This window comes from Mesorhizobium sp. M0410 (assembly GCF_040321435.1).
Lineage (GTDB): Bacteria > Pseudomonadota > Alphaproteobacteria > Rhizobiales > Rhizobiaceae > Mesorhizobium.
This window is the reverse complement of record NZ_JAMYRN010000024.1, coordinates 21,015-39,023: the sequence shown is the minus strand read 5'-3', so window position 1 is coordinate 39,023 and position 18,009 is coordinate 21,015. Positions and strand designations below refer to the sequence as shown.

Below are 18,009 nucleotides of genomic sequence, written 5' to 3'. Positions count from 1 at the left end.
ACGCGCTGACGCATGAACTGGCTGCTGGATCTTACTCCCGACGAATGGAACGCGGTCCGGCTGTCGATCAAGGTGGCGACCGTGGCGATGATAGCCAGCCTGCCGCCGGGCGTAGCAATCGCCCTTGTGCTTGCCCGCGGCCAGTTCTGGGGCAAGACGCTGCTCAATGGTCTGGTGCATCTGCCGCTGATCCTGCCGCCGGTGGTGACTGGCTATTTGCTGCTTTTGACTTTCGGCAAGCGCGGTCCGGCCGGGGCTTTCCTGGCCGAGCACTTCGGCATCGTTTTTTCCTTTCGATGGACGGGCGCCGCGCTCGCCTGCGGCGTAATGGGTTTTCCGCTGATGGTGCGGGCGATCCGGCTGTCTATCGAGGCCGTCGACCGCAAAATCGAGGCGGCCGCCGGCACGCTCGGCGCCAATCCGCTATGGGTATTCGGCACGATCACCCTGCCGCTTATCCTGCCCGGCCTGATCGCCGGTGCGATCCTCTCCTTCGCCAAGGCGATGGGCGAATTCGGCGCGACGATCACCTTCGTCTCCAACATCCCGAACGAGACGCAGACGCTGCCGTCGGCTATCTACACTTTCACGCAGGTTCCCGGCGGCGACGCCGGAGCGCTCAGGCTGACGCTGATCTCGATCGTCATATCGATGGCGGCACTCGTGGCCTCGGAAGTGCTGGCGCGGCGTGTCGGCCGGCGGATGGACATCGAATGACGGTTCAGGTCGACATCAGCCACCGGCTTGGCGGTTTCGCCGTCAATGCCCGCTTCGAGAGCGCCGGGCGGCTGACTGCGCTGTTCGGGCCTTCCGGTTCCGGAAAGACGACGCTCATCAATTTGATTGCCGGGCTGATCCGCCCCGACAAAGGCCGTATCGCGGCCGAGGGCCGCGTGCTGGTCGATAGCGACGCCGGCCTGTTCGTGCCGAAACACAAGCGGCGGATCGGCATGGTGTTCCAGGATGCGCGGCTGTTTCCGCATATGAGCGTGGCGAGCAATCTGCGCTATGGCCGTTGGTTCACGCCGGCTGCCGAGCGCTACGCTGATATCGATGGCGTGGTCGAATTGCTCGGCATCGGTCATCTGCTCGACCGGCGGCCGGCAAAACTCTCCGGTGGCGAGAAGCAGCGCGTGGCAATCGGCCGGGCGCTGCTTGCCAGTCCGAAATTGCTGCTGATGGACGAGCCGCTGGCGTCGCTCGACGAGGCGCGCAAGGCCGAGATCTTGCCTTATATCGAGCGGCTGCGCGACGAGACGAAAATTCCGATCGTCTATGTCAGCCACTCGATCGCCGAAGTGGCGCGGTTGGCGAGTGACGTCGTGGTGCTGATGCAAGGCAAGGTCGCCGCTACCGGTCCGACCGGAGCGATCATGCAGCGTCTGGATCTATTGCCGGCCGAAGAGCGGGGCGAGGGCGGTGCCGTGCTGGATACCGCTGTTCTGCGCCACGACGAGGCGTTTGGCATGACCGTGCTAGGCTCATTGGCGGGCGAGATCCGGGTGCCGCTTCTGGCAACGCCGGTCGGTGCGCCAGTGCGCGTCCGCATCCGTGCCCGCGACGTGATGATCGCCACCGAGCAGCCGGTCGGCCTCAGCGCGCTCAACATATTGCCGGGCACGATCGTGGCGATAGAGCCGGGCGAAGGGCCTACGGTCGAGATCGGCCTCGACTGCAATGGCGCAACCGTGCTTGCCCGCATCACCGAACAGTCACGGCAGACGCTGGGGCTCCAGCTTGGTCGAAAGGTCTTCGCCGTGGTCAAGACAGTGAGCTTCGACCGGGCGAACACCGGCGCCGGGTTCCCGGCCGAGGCGGATGGGTGAGCGGCCGATGATTCGCTATATCGTTTTAGAATAGCGGTATCGCTGCAGAACTTGTAGAATAGCGTCACCGCGGAGGAGCAAATGCCGTCGCTGAGTTTGCGGATAAATCTCGATCCAGATGGCCGCATCGGGCCGGGCAAGATCGAGCTTCTGGAACAGATCGCCGCCTTCGGCTCGATTTCGGCCGCGGCACGCGGCATGGAGATGTCCTACAAGCACGCATGGGATCTGGTCGAAGACATGAACCGGGTGTTCGGTAAGCCGCTGGTTGCGGCACAGACGGGCGGCAAAAAAGGCGGTGGCGCTCAGTTGACGTCGGTCGGGCTTGCTGTGGTCAGCCGCTTCCGCGCGATCGAGCGGGCTGCGTCTTCAGCAGCGGCGGCGCATATGGAGGCGCTGCAGGCCGAGATCGACGCAGCGTGAACTCGGCGGAATTCACGCCGCGCTCGATCCCTGCTACTCCTCCGGCTCGCCCGGCTTGCGCAGCAGATAGGTGTCCATGATCCAGCCTTTTTTCCGGCGGGCCTCCTCACGGGTGCTCACGATCTTGTCGCCAACGTCGCCAATCCGGCCCGAGATGACGATCTCGTCGGGGGTGCCGAGATAGGCCCCCCAGTAGACGGTGACGTCCTTGTCGTCCAGCGTGTTGAAGGCGCATTTGCCGTCCAGCATGACGATGGTGCTGCCGGCGTTTTCGGGCAGACCTTCCTCGGTGAGCCGGCGGCCGGTGGTGATCAAAATGGCGTCGCCAATTCGGTTCAATGCCATTTTGTGGCTGGCGGCGAGTGCCTGGATGGCGGTGATGCCAGGGACGACCTCCAGCTCGAACGCGATATTGCCTCTGAGGCGCACGCGATCCAGGATGCGCAGCGCGCTGTCGTAGAGCGATGGATCGCCCCAGATCAGGAAGGCGCCGCAGCCATCTTCGGGGAGTTCGTCGCGGATCAGGCCTTCGTAGATCACGGCGATCGCTTCGTGCCAGTCGTCGACGGTCGAGCGGTAGGAAGGCGCCGGTTCGGCGCGCACCGGCACCTCGAATTCGACACGGCGCGAGTTCGGATTAGTGACGAAGCGGTCGCAGATCTGGCGGCGCAATTCGGCGAGATCGCTCTTCTTGGCGCCCTTGTCGGGAATGAACAGCACGTCGGCCCGATTGAGGCCGTTGATGGCCTGGACCGTTATGTGCTCCGGATTGCCGGCGCCGATGCCGATGACGAGAAGCTTGCGCATGGGCCAACTCCTGCCCGATCGGAACCGGTGTGTCCAGACCGACACGACATGCCGGCAGGCGCCGGCGCATTTGCCGAAAGGCTTTGAAACGCCACATTGAACAGCTAGAGTCATGTTGGCATTCTCGCCGGGGGAGTCTCCATGTTCCGTTACGTCCTGACCGCAGCCTTGGCGCTCTCGGCTACGCCTGCGCTCGCCAATGATTCGGTCGCCGAACTCGGCACTGGTGGGCTGATCCTTTCGCGCAGCGATGCGGTGGCGATGGAAAGCGAGGATCTCTACATCTCGCCGGAAAAGGTGACGGTCGACTACGTCTTCCGCAACAACACCGACAAGGATGTCAATGCGATCGTCGCCTTCCCGATGCCCGACATCGAAGGCGACCCCGAAGAAATACCGGCAATTCCGGACGCGCAGAGCGATAATTTCCTCGGCTTCGAAGTGACGGTCGACGGGGTGCCGGCAAAGCCGCAGCTCGAGCAGAAGGTGTTCGCGCTCGGCATCGACATCGGCGCTGACCTGAAGGCGCAGGGCGTGCCGTTCTATCCGTTCGGCGATGCGGCCAAGGCAGCGCTGGCAAAGCTGCCGCAAGCGGTCACCGACGACTGGGTCAATCGCGGCATCATCATCGAGGACACCGCCGACGACGGTTCGGGCATGAAGACCGTCTATACGCCGTTCTGGCAATTGCGCTCGACCTATTGGTGGCGCTCGACCTTTCCGGCCAACAAGGCGGTCCATGTCTCGCATCGCTACAAGCCGAGCGTCGGCGGCACCTCCTCGGTCAGCTTCTTCTATGACGGCCAGTTCCAGGGCCAGTATGCCGCCTACAAGACACGCTACTGCATGGACGATGCCTTCGAGAATGCCGTGCGCAAGGCAGCCAAGGACGATCCCGACGGCTACCCCAAATATTTCGAGAACCGCATCGCCTATATCCTGACCACGGGCGGCAACTGGGCCTCGGGAAACATCGGTACGTTCAAGCTGACCGTCGACAAGGGCGATCCGAAGAACCTTGTCTCGTTTTGCGGCGAAAACGTCAGGAAGATCGGACCGACCACGTTCGAGATGAAGGCGCAGAACTTCTACCCCGAGCACGACATCGACATATTGCTGCTGGAGCCATCCGATGGCGGGAACGGCGGCTGATGGATCTCGCGATTTATGTCGCCATCGCCGCGAACGGCGTGATCGGACGCGAGGGTGGGTTGCCGTGGCGGCTTTCCACCGATCTCAAGCGGTTCAAGGCCGATACGATGGGCAAGCCCATCATCATGGGTCGCAAGACCTATGAAGGCATCGGCCGGCCATTGCCGGGCAGGCTCAACATCGTGGTGACACGAGACAGGGCATGGCGCGCCGAGGGCGTCGAAGTCGCGCACTCGATCGAGGACGCGATCACGCTGGCGACGGTGCGCGGGCGCTGCATGGCCGGCGCCGACGAGATCTGCGTCATCGGCGGCGGGGAGATCTACGCTCAGGCGCTGCCGTTGGCTGATCGGCTGCACGTGACCCATGTTCTGGCCACGGTCGAAGGCGATGCCCATTTCCCGCCGATCGATCCGGCGCGGTGGCGGATCGTCCGCTCGCAAGACGTGGCGGCTGGCGAAAAGGACAGCCATGCGACGCGCTATTCGGTTTACGAGCGGCGGCGCGACGTGCATTGAAGACGACAAAGGATCGCGACAGGTCTAAATGGACCCAAAAGGCGGACAGTGGCGGCAGCCGATCGCGTTGAAAGCGTGCCGTTGCATCCCTATAGAAGAATAATATTGGATTTTGCGCCGGTGAGCCGGCGCTTGAGGGAATTCCAAGCGAAAGGACACCCATGCCCTGGAACGACAAGAGCGGCGGCGGCGGCCCGTGGGGCGGCGGCAACAATCAGGGGCCTTGGGGTCAGGGACCCAAGGGACCCAGCGGCCCACAAGGCTCGCCTCCCGATCTCGAGGATATCATCCGGCGCGGGCAGGACAGGTTGCGGCGCGCGCTGCCGGGCGGCGGTGGCGCGAGCCCGGCCGTGTTCGGGCTGATTGCCGCGGCGCTGGTGGTGCTATGGGCGTTCAAGGCGGTCTACACTGTGCAGCCCGACGAAGTTGCGGTCGAGCTCAGGTTCGGCAAGCCGAAGGCGGAGCTCTCGCAGCCTGGCCTGCATTTCCATTGGTGGCCCATCGAAACGGTCGAGACCGCCAACATCGCCGAGCAGCTTGTCAGTATCGGCGGCGGCAGTTCCAGCGGCAATGGCCTGATGCTTTCCGGCGACCAGAACATCGTCAACGTGCAGTTCTCTGTGGCCTATCAGGTCTCCGACCCTAAGGCCTATCTGTTCGACGTGTCCGACCCGGACGGCATGCTGCAGCAGGTCGCCGAAAGCGCGATGCGCGAAGCGGTCGGCCGGCGCCCGGCGCAGGACATTTTCCGCGACGACCGGCAAGGCATTGCAGCGTCGGTGCGTGAGATCATCCAGACGACGCTGGACGGCTACAAGGCCGGCCTCAACGTCAACGCAATTTCGATCGAGGACGCCGCGCCGCCGCGTGAGGTGGCAGACGCGTTCGACGAGGTGCAGCGGGCCGAACAGGACGAGGACAAGTTCGTCGAGCAGGCCAATCAGTATTCCAATCAGAAGCTCGGCCAGGCGCGCGGTGCGGCCGCACAGATCCGCGAAGACGCGGCCGCCTACAAGAACCGGGTCGTGCAGGAGGCCGAAGGCGAGGCGCAGCGCTTCATCTCGGTCTATGACGAATATGCAAAGGCGCCGGAAGTGACGCGCAAGCGGCTCTACCTGGAGACGATGGAGAGGGTGCTGAAGGATTCGAGCAAGGTCATCGTCGAGCAGGGCAATGGGCAAGGGGTGGTTCCCTACCTGCCGCTGCCGGCATTGCAGCAGAAGGCGCCGGCACCGGCCACCGGAGGAAACCAGTGATGGCCAACCGTCTTCCCGTCATTGCGGTCATCGCCGCGGTCATCCTGTTCCTGCTCTATTCGTCGGTCTTCGTCGTCAATGCGCGCCAGCAGGCGCTGGTGCTCAGGTTCGGCGAAATCGTCGACGTCAAGAACCAGCCGGGCATCTATTTCAAGGCGCCATTCTCCTTTTTCGATGCCGACACCGTGCAGCTGATCGAAAACAGGGTGCTGCGCTTCGACCTCGACAACATCCGCGTCCAGGTCTCGGGCGGCAAGTTCTATGAGGTCGATGCCTTTATCGCCTATCGTATCTCGGACCCGCGTGTGTTCCGCGCCGCGGTCTCCGGCCAGATCGAACTGGCCGAGGCCCGGCTGAGGACGCGTCTCGACGCCGCCTTGCGCCGCGTCTATGGCCTGCGAGACTTCGAGGCGGCGCTCTCGGAAGAGCGCGCCGTGATGATGCGCGAGGTGCGCGATCAGCTGAGGCCCGATGCCACCTCGCTTGGCCTGCAGATCGAGGATGTCCGCATCCGCCGCACCGATCTCACGGCCGAAGTTTCGCAGCAGACCTTCGACCGCATGAAGGCCGAACGTCTCGCCGAAGCCGAGCGGCTGAGAGCGCGCGGCAACGAAGCAGCGCAGCGGATCAGGGCTCGCGCCGACCGCGAAGTGGTGGAAATCGTCGCCGAAGCGCAAAAAGAGTCTGAAATCCTGCGTGGTGAAGGTGAAGCCCAGCGCAGCGCCACGTTTGCCGGTGCCTATCAGCGCGATCCGGCCTTCTTCGATTTCTATCGGTCGATGAATGCCTATGGCACGGCGCTGAACAGCACCGGAACGACAATGGTGCTGTCGCCGAATTCCGAGTTCTTCCGCTTTTTCCGCGACCCGGACAGCAAGGAAACGCCTGCGGCACCGGCGGCACCACCGCCTGCCGCTCCCGCCGCACCGGCGGCACAGCCAGGCACCGGCCAGTAGGGCCGGTGCAGGGGCGCCGGCGTAACGGAGGATTTATCCTCTGGCCGTAGCCATAGCCGCAAACGTGCCTTATTTCTTGCCAACATGACGCGGACCGGCATTTTTGCCGAAGCGGTTTTTTCAGAACACCCGGAGGCCTTTCGATGACATCCACCACCCTTCTGCGTGCAGCGAGGCGGACGTTCATCGCCGGGGCCGCTGCGCTTCTGGTCGGCGCCGTTGCCGTTCCCTCGTTCGTGGCGCCGACGATGGCAGCCGACGGGCCGCCCTCGGTTGCCGATCTCGCCGCCGGCCTGCTTGGCGCCGTGGTCAACATCTCGACGTCGCAGACTGTTAAAGGCACTGAGGGGCCGGGCGCAGTGCCGATGCCGCAGCTGCCGGAAGGCTCGCCTTTCCAGGACTTCTTCGACGATTTCTTCAAGAACCGTGGCGGCGACAAGGGCGGCGGCGGGCAAAAGGTGCAATCGCTGGGCTCCGGCTTCGTGGTCGACGCCGAGCAGGGCATCGTGGTGACCAACAACCACGTCATTGCCGATGCCGACGACATCGAGGTGAATTTCTCCGATGGGGTGACGCTCAAGGCGACGCTGGTCGGCACCGACACCAAGACCGACGTCGCGGTGCTGAAGGTCGATCCGAAAGGGCACAAGCTGACGGCTGTGAAGTTTGGCGATTCCAACAAGATGCGTGTCGGCGACTGGGTAATGGCGATCGGCAATCCGTTCGGTCTCGGCGGCACGGTGACGGTCGGCATCGTCTCGGCGCGCAATCGCGACATTAATTCCGGTCCCTATGATGATTTCATCCAGACCGATGCCGCGATCAACCGCGGCAATTCAGGTGGACCGCTGTTCAACAGCAGCGGCGAGGTCATCGGCATCAACACGGCAATCATCTCGCCGTCGGGCGGCTCGATCGGCATCGGCTTCTCGATCCCGTCGCAGCTTGCCACGGGCGTCGTCGACCAGCTTCGCCAGTTCGGCGAGACGCGGCGCGGCTGGCTTGGCGTGCGCATCCAGCCGGTGACCGACGACATTGCCGAGAGCTTGGGCATGGCGACCGCCAAGGGCGCGCTGGTCGCCGGCGTCATCAAGGGCGGGCCGGTCGACAACGGCACCATCCAGGCCGGCGACGTCATCATCAAGTTCGACGGCAAGGACATCCATGAAATGCGCGACCTGCCGCGCGTCGTGGCGGAGAGCCCAGTCGGCAAGGCGGTCGACGTAATCATCGTGCGCAAAGGGGTCGAGCAGATGGTCAAGGTGACGCTCGGCCGGCTCGAAGACGGCGAAAAGCTCGCCAGCGGCGGTGAAAACGGCAACACCGACCAGGACGACGCCGACAAGGCGCCTGCGGTTTCGACGGCTTCCGTGCTCGGCATGACGATCGGCGAGCTCAACGACGAGACGCGCACGAAATTCGGCATCGCCGCCGACATCTCCGGCGTCGTCGTGACCGACGTCTCAAAGGATTCGGCGGCGGCCGAACGCGGCATCCAGCCGGGCGAGGTGATCACCGAGATCGCGCAGGAATCGGTCGCAACGCCCAAGGACGTCATGGACCGGATCGGCGCGCTGAAGGAGCAGGGGCGCAAGAACGCGCTTTTGATGCTGGCGTCGAAGACCGGCGAGCTGAGGTTTGTGACAATCCGGATGGATTGAGTCCGGAAGAGCCTGCAACACTCTGATGTTGAAAGGAAAAGGGCGGCTAGCGGGCCGCTCTTTTTCTTGCCTGCCAGTCTGTGCGTGACAGCCTGTAGAAGACATGTCGCCTGAGTGCGGTGTGGTTGTCCGGAACACCTGGATAGTTGAAGTCGGAGGCGGGGTCGGCGATCATGCCCAGGCGCTCCATGACGGCAGTGGACCGGCTGTTATCCTTGACTGCGAAGGACACGATTTCGTCGAGGCCAAGTCTTTCAAAGCCATAGGTGAGCCAGGCTTCGGCTGCTTCGGTGACATAGAAGCGGCCCCAGAATTCGGGTGCCAGCCGCCAGCCGATCTCGATCGTGCCGGGCGGCAGGAATGGCAAATGATCCGTTCGGGTTATGCCGACGAAGCCGATGCATTCACCTGTGGCTGCGATCTCAGCGGCCGCGAAGCCGAAGCCGTCGCGATCGATAGCCACGCGCAACTCCTCCATCTTGGCGTCAGCCTGGGCGCGGTCGCGGCGAAACGGAAAGAATTCCATGACCAACTCGTCGGAATTGATGCGATGGAAGAGCTCGCGGTCACGATCTTCCCAGTTGCGCAGGATCAGGCGCTCGGTGCAGATCGGCGTCATTCGACAAATTCCTCCCGGCGATAACCCTGCAGATAAAGCAAGGCGGTGAGGTCGCCGTAGTCGATGCGGATCTTTGCCGCGGCTGCCACGGCCGGCTTGGCATGCAAGGCGACGCCGATGCCGGCAAGACGGATCATGTCGAGATCGTTGGCGCCATCGCCGACGGCAATGGCATCGGCAGGTGTCAGGCCGAGGCGGCCGGAAATCTCGATAAGGGCTTCGGCCTTGGCGGCGCGGCCGAGGATCGGTTCGGCGACCAAGCCGGTGAAGCGGCGATCCTGCTCGATCAGGCGGTTGGCGCGATTTTCGTGAAAGCCGAGCAATGCCGCGATGCGGCTGGTGAAGATGTCGAAACCACCGGAGATCAGCGCCGTCCAGGCGCCGCGGGCCGCCATCGTCTGGACGAGCGTGCGGCCGCCGGAGGCAAGCGTCAGGCGATTGTCGATGATGCGGTCGATGATTGCGGCATCGAGACCCTTGAGCAGCGCTACGCGCTCGCGCAAGGCCGGCTCGAATGCGATCTCGCCGTTCATCGATCGCGCGGTGATGGCGGCGACACGATCCTTGACGCCGATCTCGTCGGCAAGCTCGTCGATGCATTCCTGGTCGATCATCGTCGAATCCATGTCGGCGATCAGGATCTTCTTGCGCCTGTTCTCAGCCGGCTGGACGGCCACGTCGATCGGTTCGGAAGCAAGCGCGGCATGCAGGCGCGCCGTTATTTCGGAAGCGTCGGCGGTCTCCGGCAAGTCGAGCTCGCAGGCGATGTCTTCGGCCAGCCAGCGAACAGCGCTTGCGCCGACCGACCGCGAGGCCATATTCGCTAGCGTCGGCGTCAATGCGCGGCCAGCGGGATGGGATAGAAGCGTGGCGATCAGCGGCATCGAAAATTCCAGCGGACAGGCGGGCGAAGGCCGCCTGAAGAACGCGATCCTGATAGCCGGGCCGACCGCCAGCGGCAAGTCGGCGATCGCACTCGACCTCGCCGAGCGCAATGGCGGTGTCATCGTCAACACCGATTCCATGCAAGGCTATTCGGTGCTCGACGTGCTGACGGCGCGGCCAGGTCCTGCCGAACTCGCCCGCGTCCCTCACTTTCTTTATGGACACGTCGATCCGTCCACCGCCTATTCCACCGGCGCCTGGTTGCGTGATGTCACGAAGCTGATGGACGACGGCACGCTCTCGGAGCGGCCAGTGATTTTCGTCGGCGGTACCGGGCTTTATTTCCGGGCGCTCACGGAAGGTATCTCGGAGATGCCCGACATTCCGAAGTCGATCCGCGATCGCTGGCGCTACGAACTCCAGGAACAGGGCGCAGTGAGATTGCACCGCATCCTGTTGCGCGAGGATTCTGCGGCCGGCATGATGCTGAGGCCGACGGATGGCCAGCGCATCGTGCGGGCGCTGGAGGTGCTCGACGCATCGGGCCGTTCCATCCTGGAATGGCAGGCCGCGCGTGGCCGGCCGTTGATCGACAGGAGCAGCGCGCGCTTTTTCGTCATCGAGCCGGAGCGAGCGGCGCTGGTGGAGCGGATCGATGCCCGCTTCGACAGCATGCTGGACAAGGGGGCACTGGACGAGGTGAAGCAGCTTTCGGCGCTCGGCCTCAATCCCGACCTGCCGGCGATGAAGGCGATCGGTGTTCGCGAGCTCCAGGCCGCGCTGGCCGGCGCCATCAGTTTTCCCGAGGCCATCGAGCGCGCGAAGATCGCGACGCGGCAATATGCCAAACGGCAGACGACCTGGTTCAGGCACCAATTGGGCCCGGAATGGCGGAGATTGCGTCCGGGTGAGGGGATCGACTCGATGCCCTCACCCCCTCCTTCGAGCGCAACCTGAAAAGTCGACACCGAGGGGCCATTTCGCGTTGAAGTTGTCCAGGTTAACTGTCCGTAAGTTCCCGCATGCCATAAGATCGATAGGAACTTTCCAACGGGGAGCAGATGCGTTTCCACAAGGCGGAATCAGCCTTTTTCGTCTTTATTTTTGTGATCCTGGCCGCCGGCCTGGTGACGCTTTACGCCTATGGGCTCCTGCAAACCTTGGCCGCCGACATTAGCAATACGCCTTCGGAACTCGATGAAATCATCTATCTCAACAAGCTGCTGTTTGTGACCGGCGTGCTGCTGGCGACTGCGCTGTTCTTCGGCATTTTCTTCATCTACCCGCTGATCCGAAAGCAGGCGACGGAAGAAGGCAAGCTGCGTGCCATGACCGTTTCGCTCAGCGCGCGTTCAGAGACGCTGGAGCATGCGGCGCTCACCGACAGCCTTACCGGCATGCAGAACCGGCGCTACTTCGACGATGCGCTGAAGGAATATCTCGAAGAGTTCCGCCGCATCGAGAAACCAGTCGGGCTGATGATCCTCGACCTCGACCATTTCAAGCAGGTCAACGACAGCCACGGCCACGATGTCGGCGACGAGGTGTTGCGGGCGGTCGCCAACTGTCTCAAGGACATGACACGCTATCACGACGTGGTGGCGCGCCTCGGCGGCGAGGAGTTCGCGGTGGTCACGCCCAATATGGATGCCGAGCTGCTATCCAAATTCGCCGAGCGCATCCGCAAGGCGATCGCCAACATGTCGGTGCTGACAGGTAATGTCCGACTGAAAATCACCACCAGCGTCGGGCTTGCTGTCTGGGATCGCAAGGAAACCGCCGAGGAGTTCTATCGCCGCGCCGATCGCCAGCTCTATGAGGCGAAGAGGCAAGGGCGCAACCGCGTCTGCGCCTGAAATTCCGTCGTCAAATTCGTGATGTGGAAATTCGTGATGCTGGCCGTCTGGTATCCTTTTTTGCGTTTCCGGTGCACGCAGACCGACGTCACCCAGTCAAGCTGAGATGCTGCCTTTGTGGGGCTTGTCGGAAATAGAGGTGTTGCCGTGACTAAATCCGACCTCTCAGATCGTTATCGGGGCTATATTGCATGTCTAAACAAGCAGGATTGGCCAAACCTGGGGCGGTTTGTCCATGATGAAGTGACCCACAACGGTCGCAAGCTCGGATTGTCCGGCTATCTCGAAATGTTGGTGAGAGACTTCGACCAAATTCCGGACCTTTACTTCGACATTCAGCTATTGGTTGCCGATCCGCCTTATGTAGCGAGCCGGCTAAGCTTCGACTGCACGCCAAGGGGAATGTTCCTTGGGCTCGATGTGAGCGGGAAGAGAATTTCGTTTGCCGAGAACGTATTCTATGAGTTTCAGAGAGGGAAAATTCGCGAGGTGTGGTCAATTATAGACAAGACAGCCATCGAAGCTCAGCTGTAATATCTGCGAGCGCTGCCTAAAAGTCGCTCGGCTCGATCATTCTGGCGGACGCAGCCCGAAGGTCGCCGGCTTGAGGCCGTATCGCAAGTCGAAATCGTCGTTCCGCTGGGTGCGTGCGGCCGACGGCTTGCGATAGTCCGAATCGCCGGCCTGCCGGCCCGGATCGACGACTTCCGCGAAAGGCATTGCCTGCTGTGATTTCGGCATGTTGCGCAGCCGTTCGACGATCGCCACTAGGTCGACCTCGTCGCCGGTTTCGGACGGCAAGGCATTCTCGCGTTTGGCGGTGCCTGGGATCAAATCCTCGGAGAGTTTTTCGAACTTCATCCGCATCGTCGTCGCCACGCCTTCTCCGAAGGCGATGGCCTCGCGCTGGCCCATGGAAGACAGGAACGCCAGCGTCGAGGCCGAGGAATCGGCGATCGCCGAGCGGATGATCGCCTGGTCCTGCTCGTTGGCGAGCCGCATGGCAAAGAACGTCGAGCACTGCGACAGGATGGTCGGTTCGAGTTCGCCCGGGCGCTGGGTGACGACGCCCAGATAACAGCCATATTTGCGGCCTTCCTTGGCGATGCGCGACAGCGCGTGCCGCGTCGGCGCGAAACCGAGGCGCGGATCGGCCGGCATGTAGCGATGCGCTTCCTCGCACAGGAAGAGCAGCCGCAAGCGGCCTTCGCTCCACAATGCCAGGTCGAAGGCCAGCCGCGCCAGCACCGAGCAAACGGAATTGACCACCTCGGACGGCATGCCGGCCATTTCGAAGCAGGTTACCGGGCGGCCGTGATGCGGCACGCGGAAAATGTTGCCGATCGTCTCGTGGATGGTGTCCTCGATCAGGCGCGAGTTGAACATGAAACGGTAGCGCGGATCGGATGCCGCCGATTCGATACGTGCCTTCAGTGACCTGAGGGTCGGGCGATCGTTCTTGCTTTCCAGCAATCCCATGCGCTCGTCGACCAGCTTGATGAGGTCGGCAATGCGATAGGGCACCGGCGCGTCGGCGGTCAGCGCGTCGGTGCTGCGCCGTAGGTAGTTGCCGGAGTTCGGATTGCGGTAGAGGTTCTTGGCCGCGGGGATGAGATCGCGCAAGGCGTCGACCTCTTCCGGGACCGTCTCGCGGCCGCGAAACAGCACCTCGGCAAATTCCTCGAGCTTGAACATCCAGAAGGGCAGGTCGAGCGTCGTCGAATCGACCCTGACGCAATGTTCGGGCAACGATGCGGCGAACTCATTGTGTGGATCGAGGATGAGCACGCGCAGATCGGGCCGGGCGGCGATCGACTTGCGCAAGAGCAGCGACACGGCGGTCGATTTGCCAACTCCAGTGGTGCCGACAATGGCGAAATGGCGCGCCAGCGTATCATCGATGGCGATATTGGCGTCGATGGCCTCGTCCTGCGACAGCGTGCCGATGGTGATCGAATGACGACCGGCGAGATCGTAGACGGCCTGCAGGTCGCGGCTGCGGATACGATGGGCAATGGCGCCGATATGCGGGTAGGTTGTGATGCCACGGTCGAAGATCGGCTTCGCGCCGGGTTCGGCACCGTCGCGCACCTCGCCGATCAATTCGATGCTGACCTCGATCGGATTCTGGCCCTCGCTGCTCCAGGCACGATCCGACTTGCCGATTTCATAGACAAGGCCGACGGTTCGTGATGTGCCGAGATTGATCGAGATCATCTTGCCGACGCTCCACAGGCCGGTGACCGTGCCTTCGATGTCGTCGGCATAGGCGCTGATGGTGGCGCGCGCGCCGTCGCATTGCACGACATTGCCCAGAATGCGCTTGTCGTTCTGCTCCGCCCTGCGGCGCTCCAACAAAGTCGGTTCCCCAATGGAGGCTTCGCGTTCAACGAGCATGGACAGGCCGGTCCCCTTTTCCCAAGCGATGAGCCTAGGCGAACGGGGTTAAGGTGGGATGAGGCCGGATGGTTTAGCGGACATTAAGGAGTTTGCGAAAACTGGACGAAACGGTTGTTGCCTCGCAGAAAAATTTCGATATATTGGATTAATGGATGATATAGCGAACGATTTATCCTCGACTATCGGCAGAAGGATACACACCGAAAGGGTGGCTCGCAGCTGGTCCCTGGCTGAATTGGCGGAGCGGTCCGATGTCTCGAAAGCCATGCTGAGCACGATCGAGCGCGGCATGACCAGCCCGACGGCGGCACTCCTCGTGCGCATTGCGGCCGCCTTCGGCATGACGCTGTCCACATTGATCGCAAGGGCGGAATTGCAGGGCGGTGGGCTGCTTCGCGAAGGTGACCAGCCGCTGTGGCGCGATCCGGCTACGGGTTATGTGCGGCGGCATCTTTCGCCGGTCTCCGACATGCCGCTCGAACTGATCCGGGTCCAGTTGCCGGCCGGCGCCAAGGTAAGTTTCCCGGCGGCGTCCTATGCCTTCATCAGGCAACAGATATGGCTGATCTCCGGGCGCCTCGAATTCACCGAGGGCGACATCGTTCACAAGCTCGAAACCGGCGACTGCCTGGCGCTCGGCGCGCCATCAGATTGCGTCTTCCACGCTCCGGGGCCGGACGCCGCCGACTATCTGGTTGCGTTGGCCAGGCGCTGAGGTGAAGGCACGCCGTCCGAAACGCTCCGACAATGGTGGGCCGCCGCTCGACGACTATGACGGTCCGCCCTGGGGCAAGGGCGATCCCTATGTCTTTCTTGCCTGGCGGACCGCCCATGCCCAGGCATGGAAAGCGCCGAGCCGCGAGATCATGCTGATGCGGCTGGACAAGGCCGAGCGGCTGGGCCTGACCTATGAGGAATACACGCTCGAACTGCTGGAACGCGGGCGACATCTGCAAGAGGAAGACGCCGATCGCATCGCGGAAATCCGCCGGGCCAGGAAGCGGAAGCGGACCAGTCATTTCGACTGACGGGCGGCGAAGGAGAAACCACATGAGTTCGATCGAAATCAGGCCACTCAGCAATACTGACGGAACGCAAAAAATGCTGGCGGATCTGCTGATCGGGACAGTCGCTGCCGGCGGCTCGGTCAGCTTCATGCATCCGCTAGCGCCGGAGATGGCCGCGGCCTTCTGGAGCAAGTCGCTTCAGGCGGCCGCCAAAGGCGAAAGGGCGGTGCTTGGGGCTTGGAACGGCGAGGCTCTGGTCGGTACAGTCACCTTGCTGCTCGACTGCCCTCCCAACCAGCCGCACCGGGCCGAGATCGCCAAGCTGATGACCCGCCTCGATTGCCGCGGCAAGGGCATAGCAACCCGCCTTATGGAGGCGGCGGAAGTCGTTGCCGTGGAGAAAGGCCGCACGCTGTTGGTCCTCGACACGGCAAAAGAGGAGGGGGCTTCCGGCCTCTATGAAAAGCTCGGCTTCACGCTGGCCGGCGAAATACCGGATTATGCGCTGAAGCCGCATGGCGGGCTCACAGCCACCCTCATCTACTGGAAACGCATTGGTTCAGCCTGATCCGGCCCGTGCACATTCGCCGTTGACAGCGGCGTCAAACCAATTCTATTGTCCGCCACCATGAAAAAGGCACTCATTCTCGTAGGTAAGCGCGTGGGCGAGGCGGTGTAACCGCCGGGCGATGACCTCCCATGCGCAAGACACAGGCTCCCTCGGGGGCCTTTTTTATTGCCCGAAACACGACTAAACGACGAGCAATCGCCTGATGGCGAACAGTACGGGACCAGACCGATGAGCAGTGGACAGAATGAGCGGCGCGACATGCCAAGAACTGAAATGCCAAGAACTGAAATGACTGGCGCCGAAATGGTGGTGCAGGCGCTGAAGGACAATGGCGTCAAGCATGTTTTCGGCTATCCGGGCGGCGCGGTTCTGCCAATCTACGATGAAATCTTCCAGCAGGACGAGGTCGAGCACATCCTCGTCCGCCACGAGCAGGGCGCGGGCCATGCGGCGGAAGGCTATGCGCGCTCGACCGGCAAGGCCGGCGTGATGCTGGTGACCTCAGGGCCGGGCGCCACCAACGCGGTGACGCCATTGCAGGACGCGCTGATGGACTCGATCCCGCTGGTCTGCCTGACAGGCCAGGTGCCGACTTCGCTGATCGGCTCGGATGCGTTCCAGGAGTGCGACACGGTCGGCATCACGCGACCCTGCACCAAGCACAACTGGCTGGTGAAGGACGTCAACGAGCTCGCGGCAACGATCCACGAGGCCTTCCATGTGGCAACGACAGGGCGCCCCGGTCCGGTCGTCGTCGACATTCCGAAGGACGTTCAGTTCGCCAAGGGTATCTATGTCCCGCCGCAGACGGCGCCGCGCACCAGCTACCAGCCGAAGGTCCAGGGCGACCTGGAAAAGATCAAGGCGGCGGTCGAGCTGATGGCCGGCGCCAGGAAGCCGATCATCTATTCGGGCGGCGGCGTCATCAATTCCGGCCCGGAGGCGAGCCATCTGCTGCGCGAGCTGGTCGACCTGACCGGCTTTCCCATCACCTCGACGCTGATGGGCCTCGGCGCCTATCCGGCGTCGGGCAAGACCTGGATGGGCATGCTCGGCATGCACGGCACGTATGAGGCGAACATGGCGATGCACGATTGCGACGTCATGCTCTGCATCGGCGCGCGCTTCGACGACCGCATCACCGGGCGGCTGACGGCGTTTTCGCCGAATTCGAAGAAGATCCACATCGACATCGACCCGTCGTCGATCAACAAGAACGTCCACACCGACGTGCCGATCATCGGCGATGTCGGGCGTGTGCTGGAGGATCTGGTGCGGCTGTGGCGGGCAACCGCCAAGGCCGACAAGAAAGCGCTTCACCCGTGGTGGGAGCAGATTGCCAAATGGCGCGCCCGCGATTCGCTCGCCTACAAGATGAACCACGAGGTGATCATGCCGCAATATGCCGTCCAGCGGCTCTATGCGCTGACCAAGGACCTCGACACCTACATCACCACCGAGGTCGGCCAGCATCAGATGTGGGCGGCGCAGCACTATCATTTCGAGAAGCCGAACCGCTGGATGACCTCTGGCGGACTGGGCACGATGGGCTACGGCCTGCCGGCCGCGCTCGGCGTGCAGATCGCGCACCCGGATGCGCTGGTCATCGATATCGCCGGCGACGCTTCGGTGCAGATGACGATGCAGGAGATGAGCGCCGCGGTGCAGCACGAGGCGCCGATCAAGATCTTCATCCTCAACAACCAATATATGGGCATGGTGCGGCAATGGCAGCAGCTGCTGCACGGCAACCGGCTGTCGCACTCCTACACCGAGGCGATGCCGGATTTCGTCAAGCTCGCCGAAGCCTATGGCGGCCACGGCATTCGCTGCGACAAGCCGGACGAGCTCGACGACGCCATCAAGGAGATGATAGCGGTCAAGAAGCCCGTCCTGTTCGACTGCCGCGTGGCGACGCTCGCCAACTGCTTCCCGATGATCCCGTCCGGCAAGGCGCATAACGAGATGCTGTTGCCTGACGAGGCGACCGACGAAGCTGTGGCCAACGCGATCGACGCCAAGGGCAGGGAACTGGTGTAGCCTGGTTCGAGGAAGCTGTGCGGAAACAGCAG

At 62.8% G+C, this 18,009-nt stretch carries 19 protein-coding genes; 15 read left to right on the top strand and 4 right to left on the bottom strand.

Annotation, left to right across the window (positions count from 1 at the left end; all coding sequences use genetic code 11):
* Positions 1–12 precede the first annotated feature (12 nt).
* From modB to NKI63_RS25830, 3 genes are all read left to right on the top strand, one after another.
* Positions 13–717 carry a molybdate ABC transporter permease subunit gene (modB, locus tag NKI63_RS25840; protein WP_254818937.1) on the top strand — a complete coding sequence of 235 codons (705 nt, stop codon included), beginning with the start codon at positions 13–15 and terminating at the stop codon, positions 715–717.
* Complete coding sequence (modC, locus tag NKI63_RS25835; protein WP_352505638.1) at positions 714–1,826, top strand: molybdenum ABC transporter ATP-binding protein; 1,113 nt, start codon at positions 714–716, stop codon at positions 1,824–1,826. Before modB ends, modC begins: the two co-directional genes overlap by 4 nt.
* Before the next feature lie 81 nt (positions 1,827–1,907).
* A complete protein-coding gene (locus tag NKI63_RS25830) occupies positions 1,908–2,249 on the top strand; it encodes a winged helix-turn-helix domain-containing protein (protein WP_023676697.1) in 342 nt (113 codons plus the stop codon).
* Between the two features lie 33 nt (positions 2,250–2,282).
* On the opposite strand, the gene cobF is transcribed toward NKI63_RS25830, so the two are convergent.
* On the bottom strand, positions 2,283–3,056 hold the full coding sequence (cobF, locus tag NKI63_RS25825) for a precorrin-6A synthase (deacetylating) (RefSeq protein WP_352505639.1): 774 nt from the start codon (positions 3,054–3,056) through the stop codon (positions 2,283–2,285).
* Between the two features lie 141 nt (positions 3,057–3,197).
* Between cobF and NKI63_RS25820 the strand changes: the two genes are divergently transcribed.
* The 5 genes from NKI63_RS25820 (at position 3,198) to NKI63_RS25800 (ending at position 8,599) form a co-directional block, all read left to right on the top strand.
* Positions 3,198–4,208 (top strand): DUF4424 domain-containing protein, encoded by a 1,011-nt coding sequence (locus NKI63_RS25820; protein WP_352505640.1) that lies wholly within the window; start codon positions 3,198–3,200, stop codon positions 4,206–4,208.
* Entirely contained in the window at positions 4,208–4,726 is a 519-nt protein-coding gene (locus tag NKI63_RS25815; RefSeq protein WP_352505641.1) for a dihydrofolate reductase, read from the top strand. Before NKI63_RS25820 ends, NKI63_RS25815 begins: the two co-directional genes overlap by 1 nt.
* A gap of 161 nt (positions 4,727–4,887) precedes the next feature.
* Positions 4,888–5,982, top strand: coding sequence for an FtsH protease activity modulator HflK (gene hflK, locus NKI63_RS25810; RefSeq protein ID WP_023676693.1), 1,095 nt, complete (start codon positions 4,888–4,890; stop codon positions 5,980–5,982).
* Complete coding sequence (hflC, locus tag NKI63_RS25805) at positions 5,982–6,938, top strand: protease modulator HflC (protein WP_352505642.1); 957 nt, start codon at positions 5,982–5,984, stop codon at positions 6,936–6,938. Before hflK ends, hflC begins: the two co-directional genes overlap by 1 nt.
* A gap of 143 nt (positions 6,939–7,081) precedes the next feature.
* The gene (locus NKI63_RS25800; RefSeq protein ID WP_352505643.1) at positions 7,082–8,599 is read left to right on the top strand and encodes a DegQ family serine endoprotease; all 1,518 of its coding nucleotides are present in this window, start codon (positions 7,082–7,084) and stop codon (positions 8,597–8,599) included.
* Positions 8,600–8,645: 46 nt separating this feature from the next.
* Here NKI63_RS25800 and NKI63_RS25795 read toward each other — a convergent pair whose 3' ends face one another.
* The gene (locus NKI63_RS25795) at positions 8,646–9,218 is read right to left on the bottom strand and encodes a GNAT family N-acetyltransferase (protein ID WP_352505644.1); all 573 of its coding nucleotides are present in this window, start codon (positions 9,216–9,218) and stop codon (positions 8,646–8,648) included.
* The gene (gene serB / locus NKI63_RS25790) at positions 9,215–10,102 is read right to left on the bottom strand and encodes a phosphoserine phosphatase SerB (protein ID WP_352505645.1); all 888 of its coding nucleotides are present in this window, start codon (positions 10,100–10,102) and stop codon (positions 9,215–9,217) included. Before serB ends, NKI63_RS25795 begins: the two co-directional genes overlap by 4 nt.
* Between serB and miaA the strand changes: the two genes are divergently transcribed.
* The 3 genes from miaA (at position 10,092) to NKI63_RS25775 (ending at position 12,493) form a co-directional block, all read left to right on the top strand.
* On the top strand, positions 10,092–11,060 hold the full coding sequence (gene miaA / locus NKI63_RS25785; protein WP_352823882.1) for a tRNA (adenosine(37)-N6)-dimethylallyltransferase MiaA: 969 nt from the start codon (positions 10,092–10,094) through the stop codon (positions 11,058–11,060). The two genes, serB and miaA, sit on opposite strands and share 11 nt — an antisense overlap.
* Before the next feature lie 104 nt (positions 11,061–11,164).
* Complete coding sequence (locus NKI63_RS25780) at positions 11,165–11,959, top strand: GGDEF domain-containing protein (RefSeq protein WP_352505646.1); 795 nt, start codon at positions 11,165–11,167, stop codon at positions 11,957–11,959.
* 147 nt (positions 11,960–12,106) lie between these two features.
* On the top strand, positions 12,107–12,493 hold the full coding sequence (locus NKI63_RS25775) for an ester cyclase (RefSeq protein WP_352703571.1): 387 nt from the start codon (positions 12,107–12,109) through the stop codon (positions 12,491–12,493).
* 36 nt (positions 12,494–12,529) lie between these two features.
* Here NKI63_RS25775 and NKI63_RS25770 read toward each other — a convergent pair whose 3' ends face one another.
* Positions 12,530–14,356, bottom strand: a complete 1,827-nt coding sequence (locus tag NKI63_RS25770) for an ATP-binding protein (protein WP_352505648.1) — start codon at positions 14,354–14,356, stop codon at positions 12,530–12,532.
* Between the two features lie 151 nt (positions 14,357–14,507).
* Here NKI63_RS25770 and NKI63_RS25765 point away from each other — a divergent pair, with 151 nt between their 5' ends.
* The 4 genes from NKI63_RS25765 to NKI63_RS25750 all read left to right on the top strand — a co-directional run bounded on the left by NKI63_RS25765 (position 14,508) and on the right by NKI63_RS25750 (position 17,977).
* The gene (locus NKI63_RS25765) at positions 14,508–15,074 is read left to right on the top strand and encodes a helix-turn-helix domain-containing protein (protein ID WP_352823874.1); all 567 of its coding nucleotides are present in this window, start codon (positions 14,508–14,510) and stop codon (positions 15,072–15,074) included.
* 1 nt (position 15,075) lies between these two features.
* Positions 15,076–15,387, top strand: coding sequence for a hypothetical protein (locus tag NKI63_RS25760; protein WP_254818924.1), 312 nt, complete (start codon positions 15,076–15,078; stop codon positions 15,385–15,387).
* A 22-nt stretch (positions 15,388–15,409) separates the two neighbouring features.
* The gene (locus NKI63_RS25755) at positions 15,410–15,934 is read left to right on the top strand and encodes a GNAT family N-acetyltransferase (RefSeq protein WP_352505650.1); all 525 of its coding nucleotides are present in this window, start codon (positions 15,410–15,412) and stop codon (positions 15,932–15,934) included.
* A 291-nt stretch (positions 15,935–16,225) separates the two neighbouring features.
* Entirely contained in the window at positions 16,226–17,977 is a 1,752-nt protein-coding gene (locus tag NKI63_RS25750; protein WP_352505651.1) for an acetolactate synthase 3 large subunit, read from the top strand.
* Positions 17,978–18,009 lie beyond the last annotated feature (32 nt).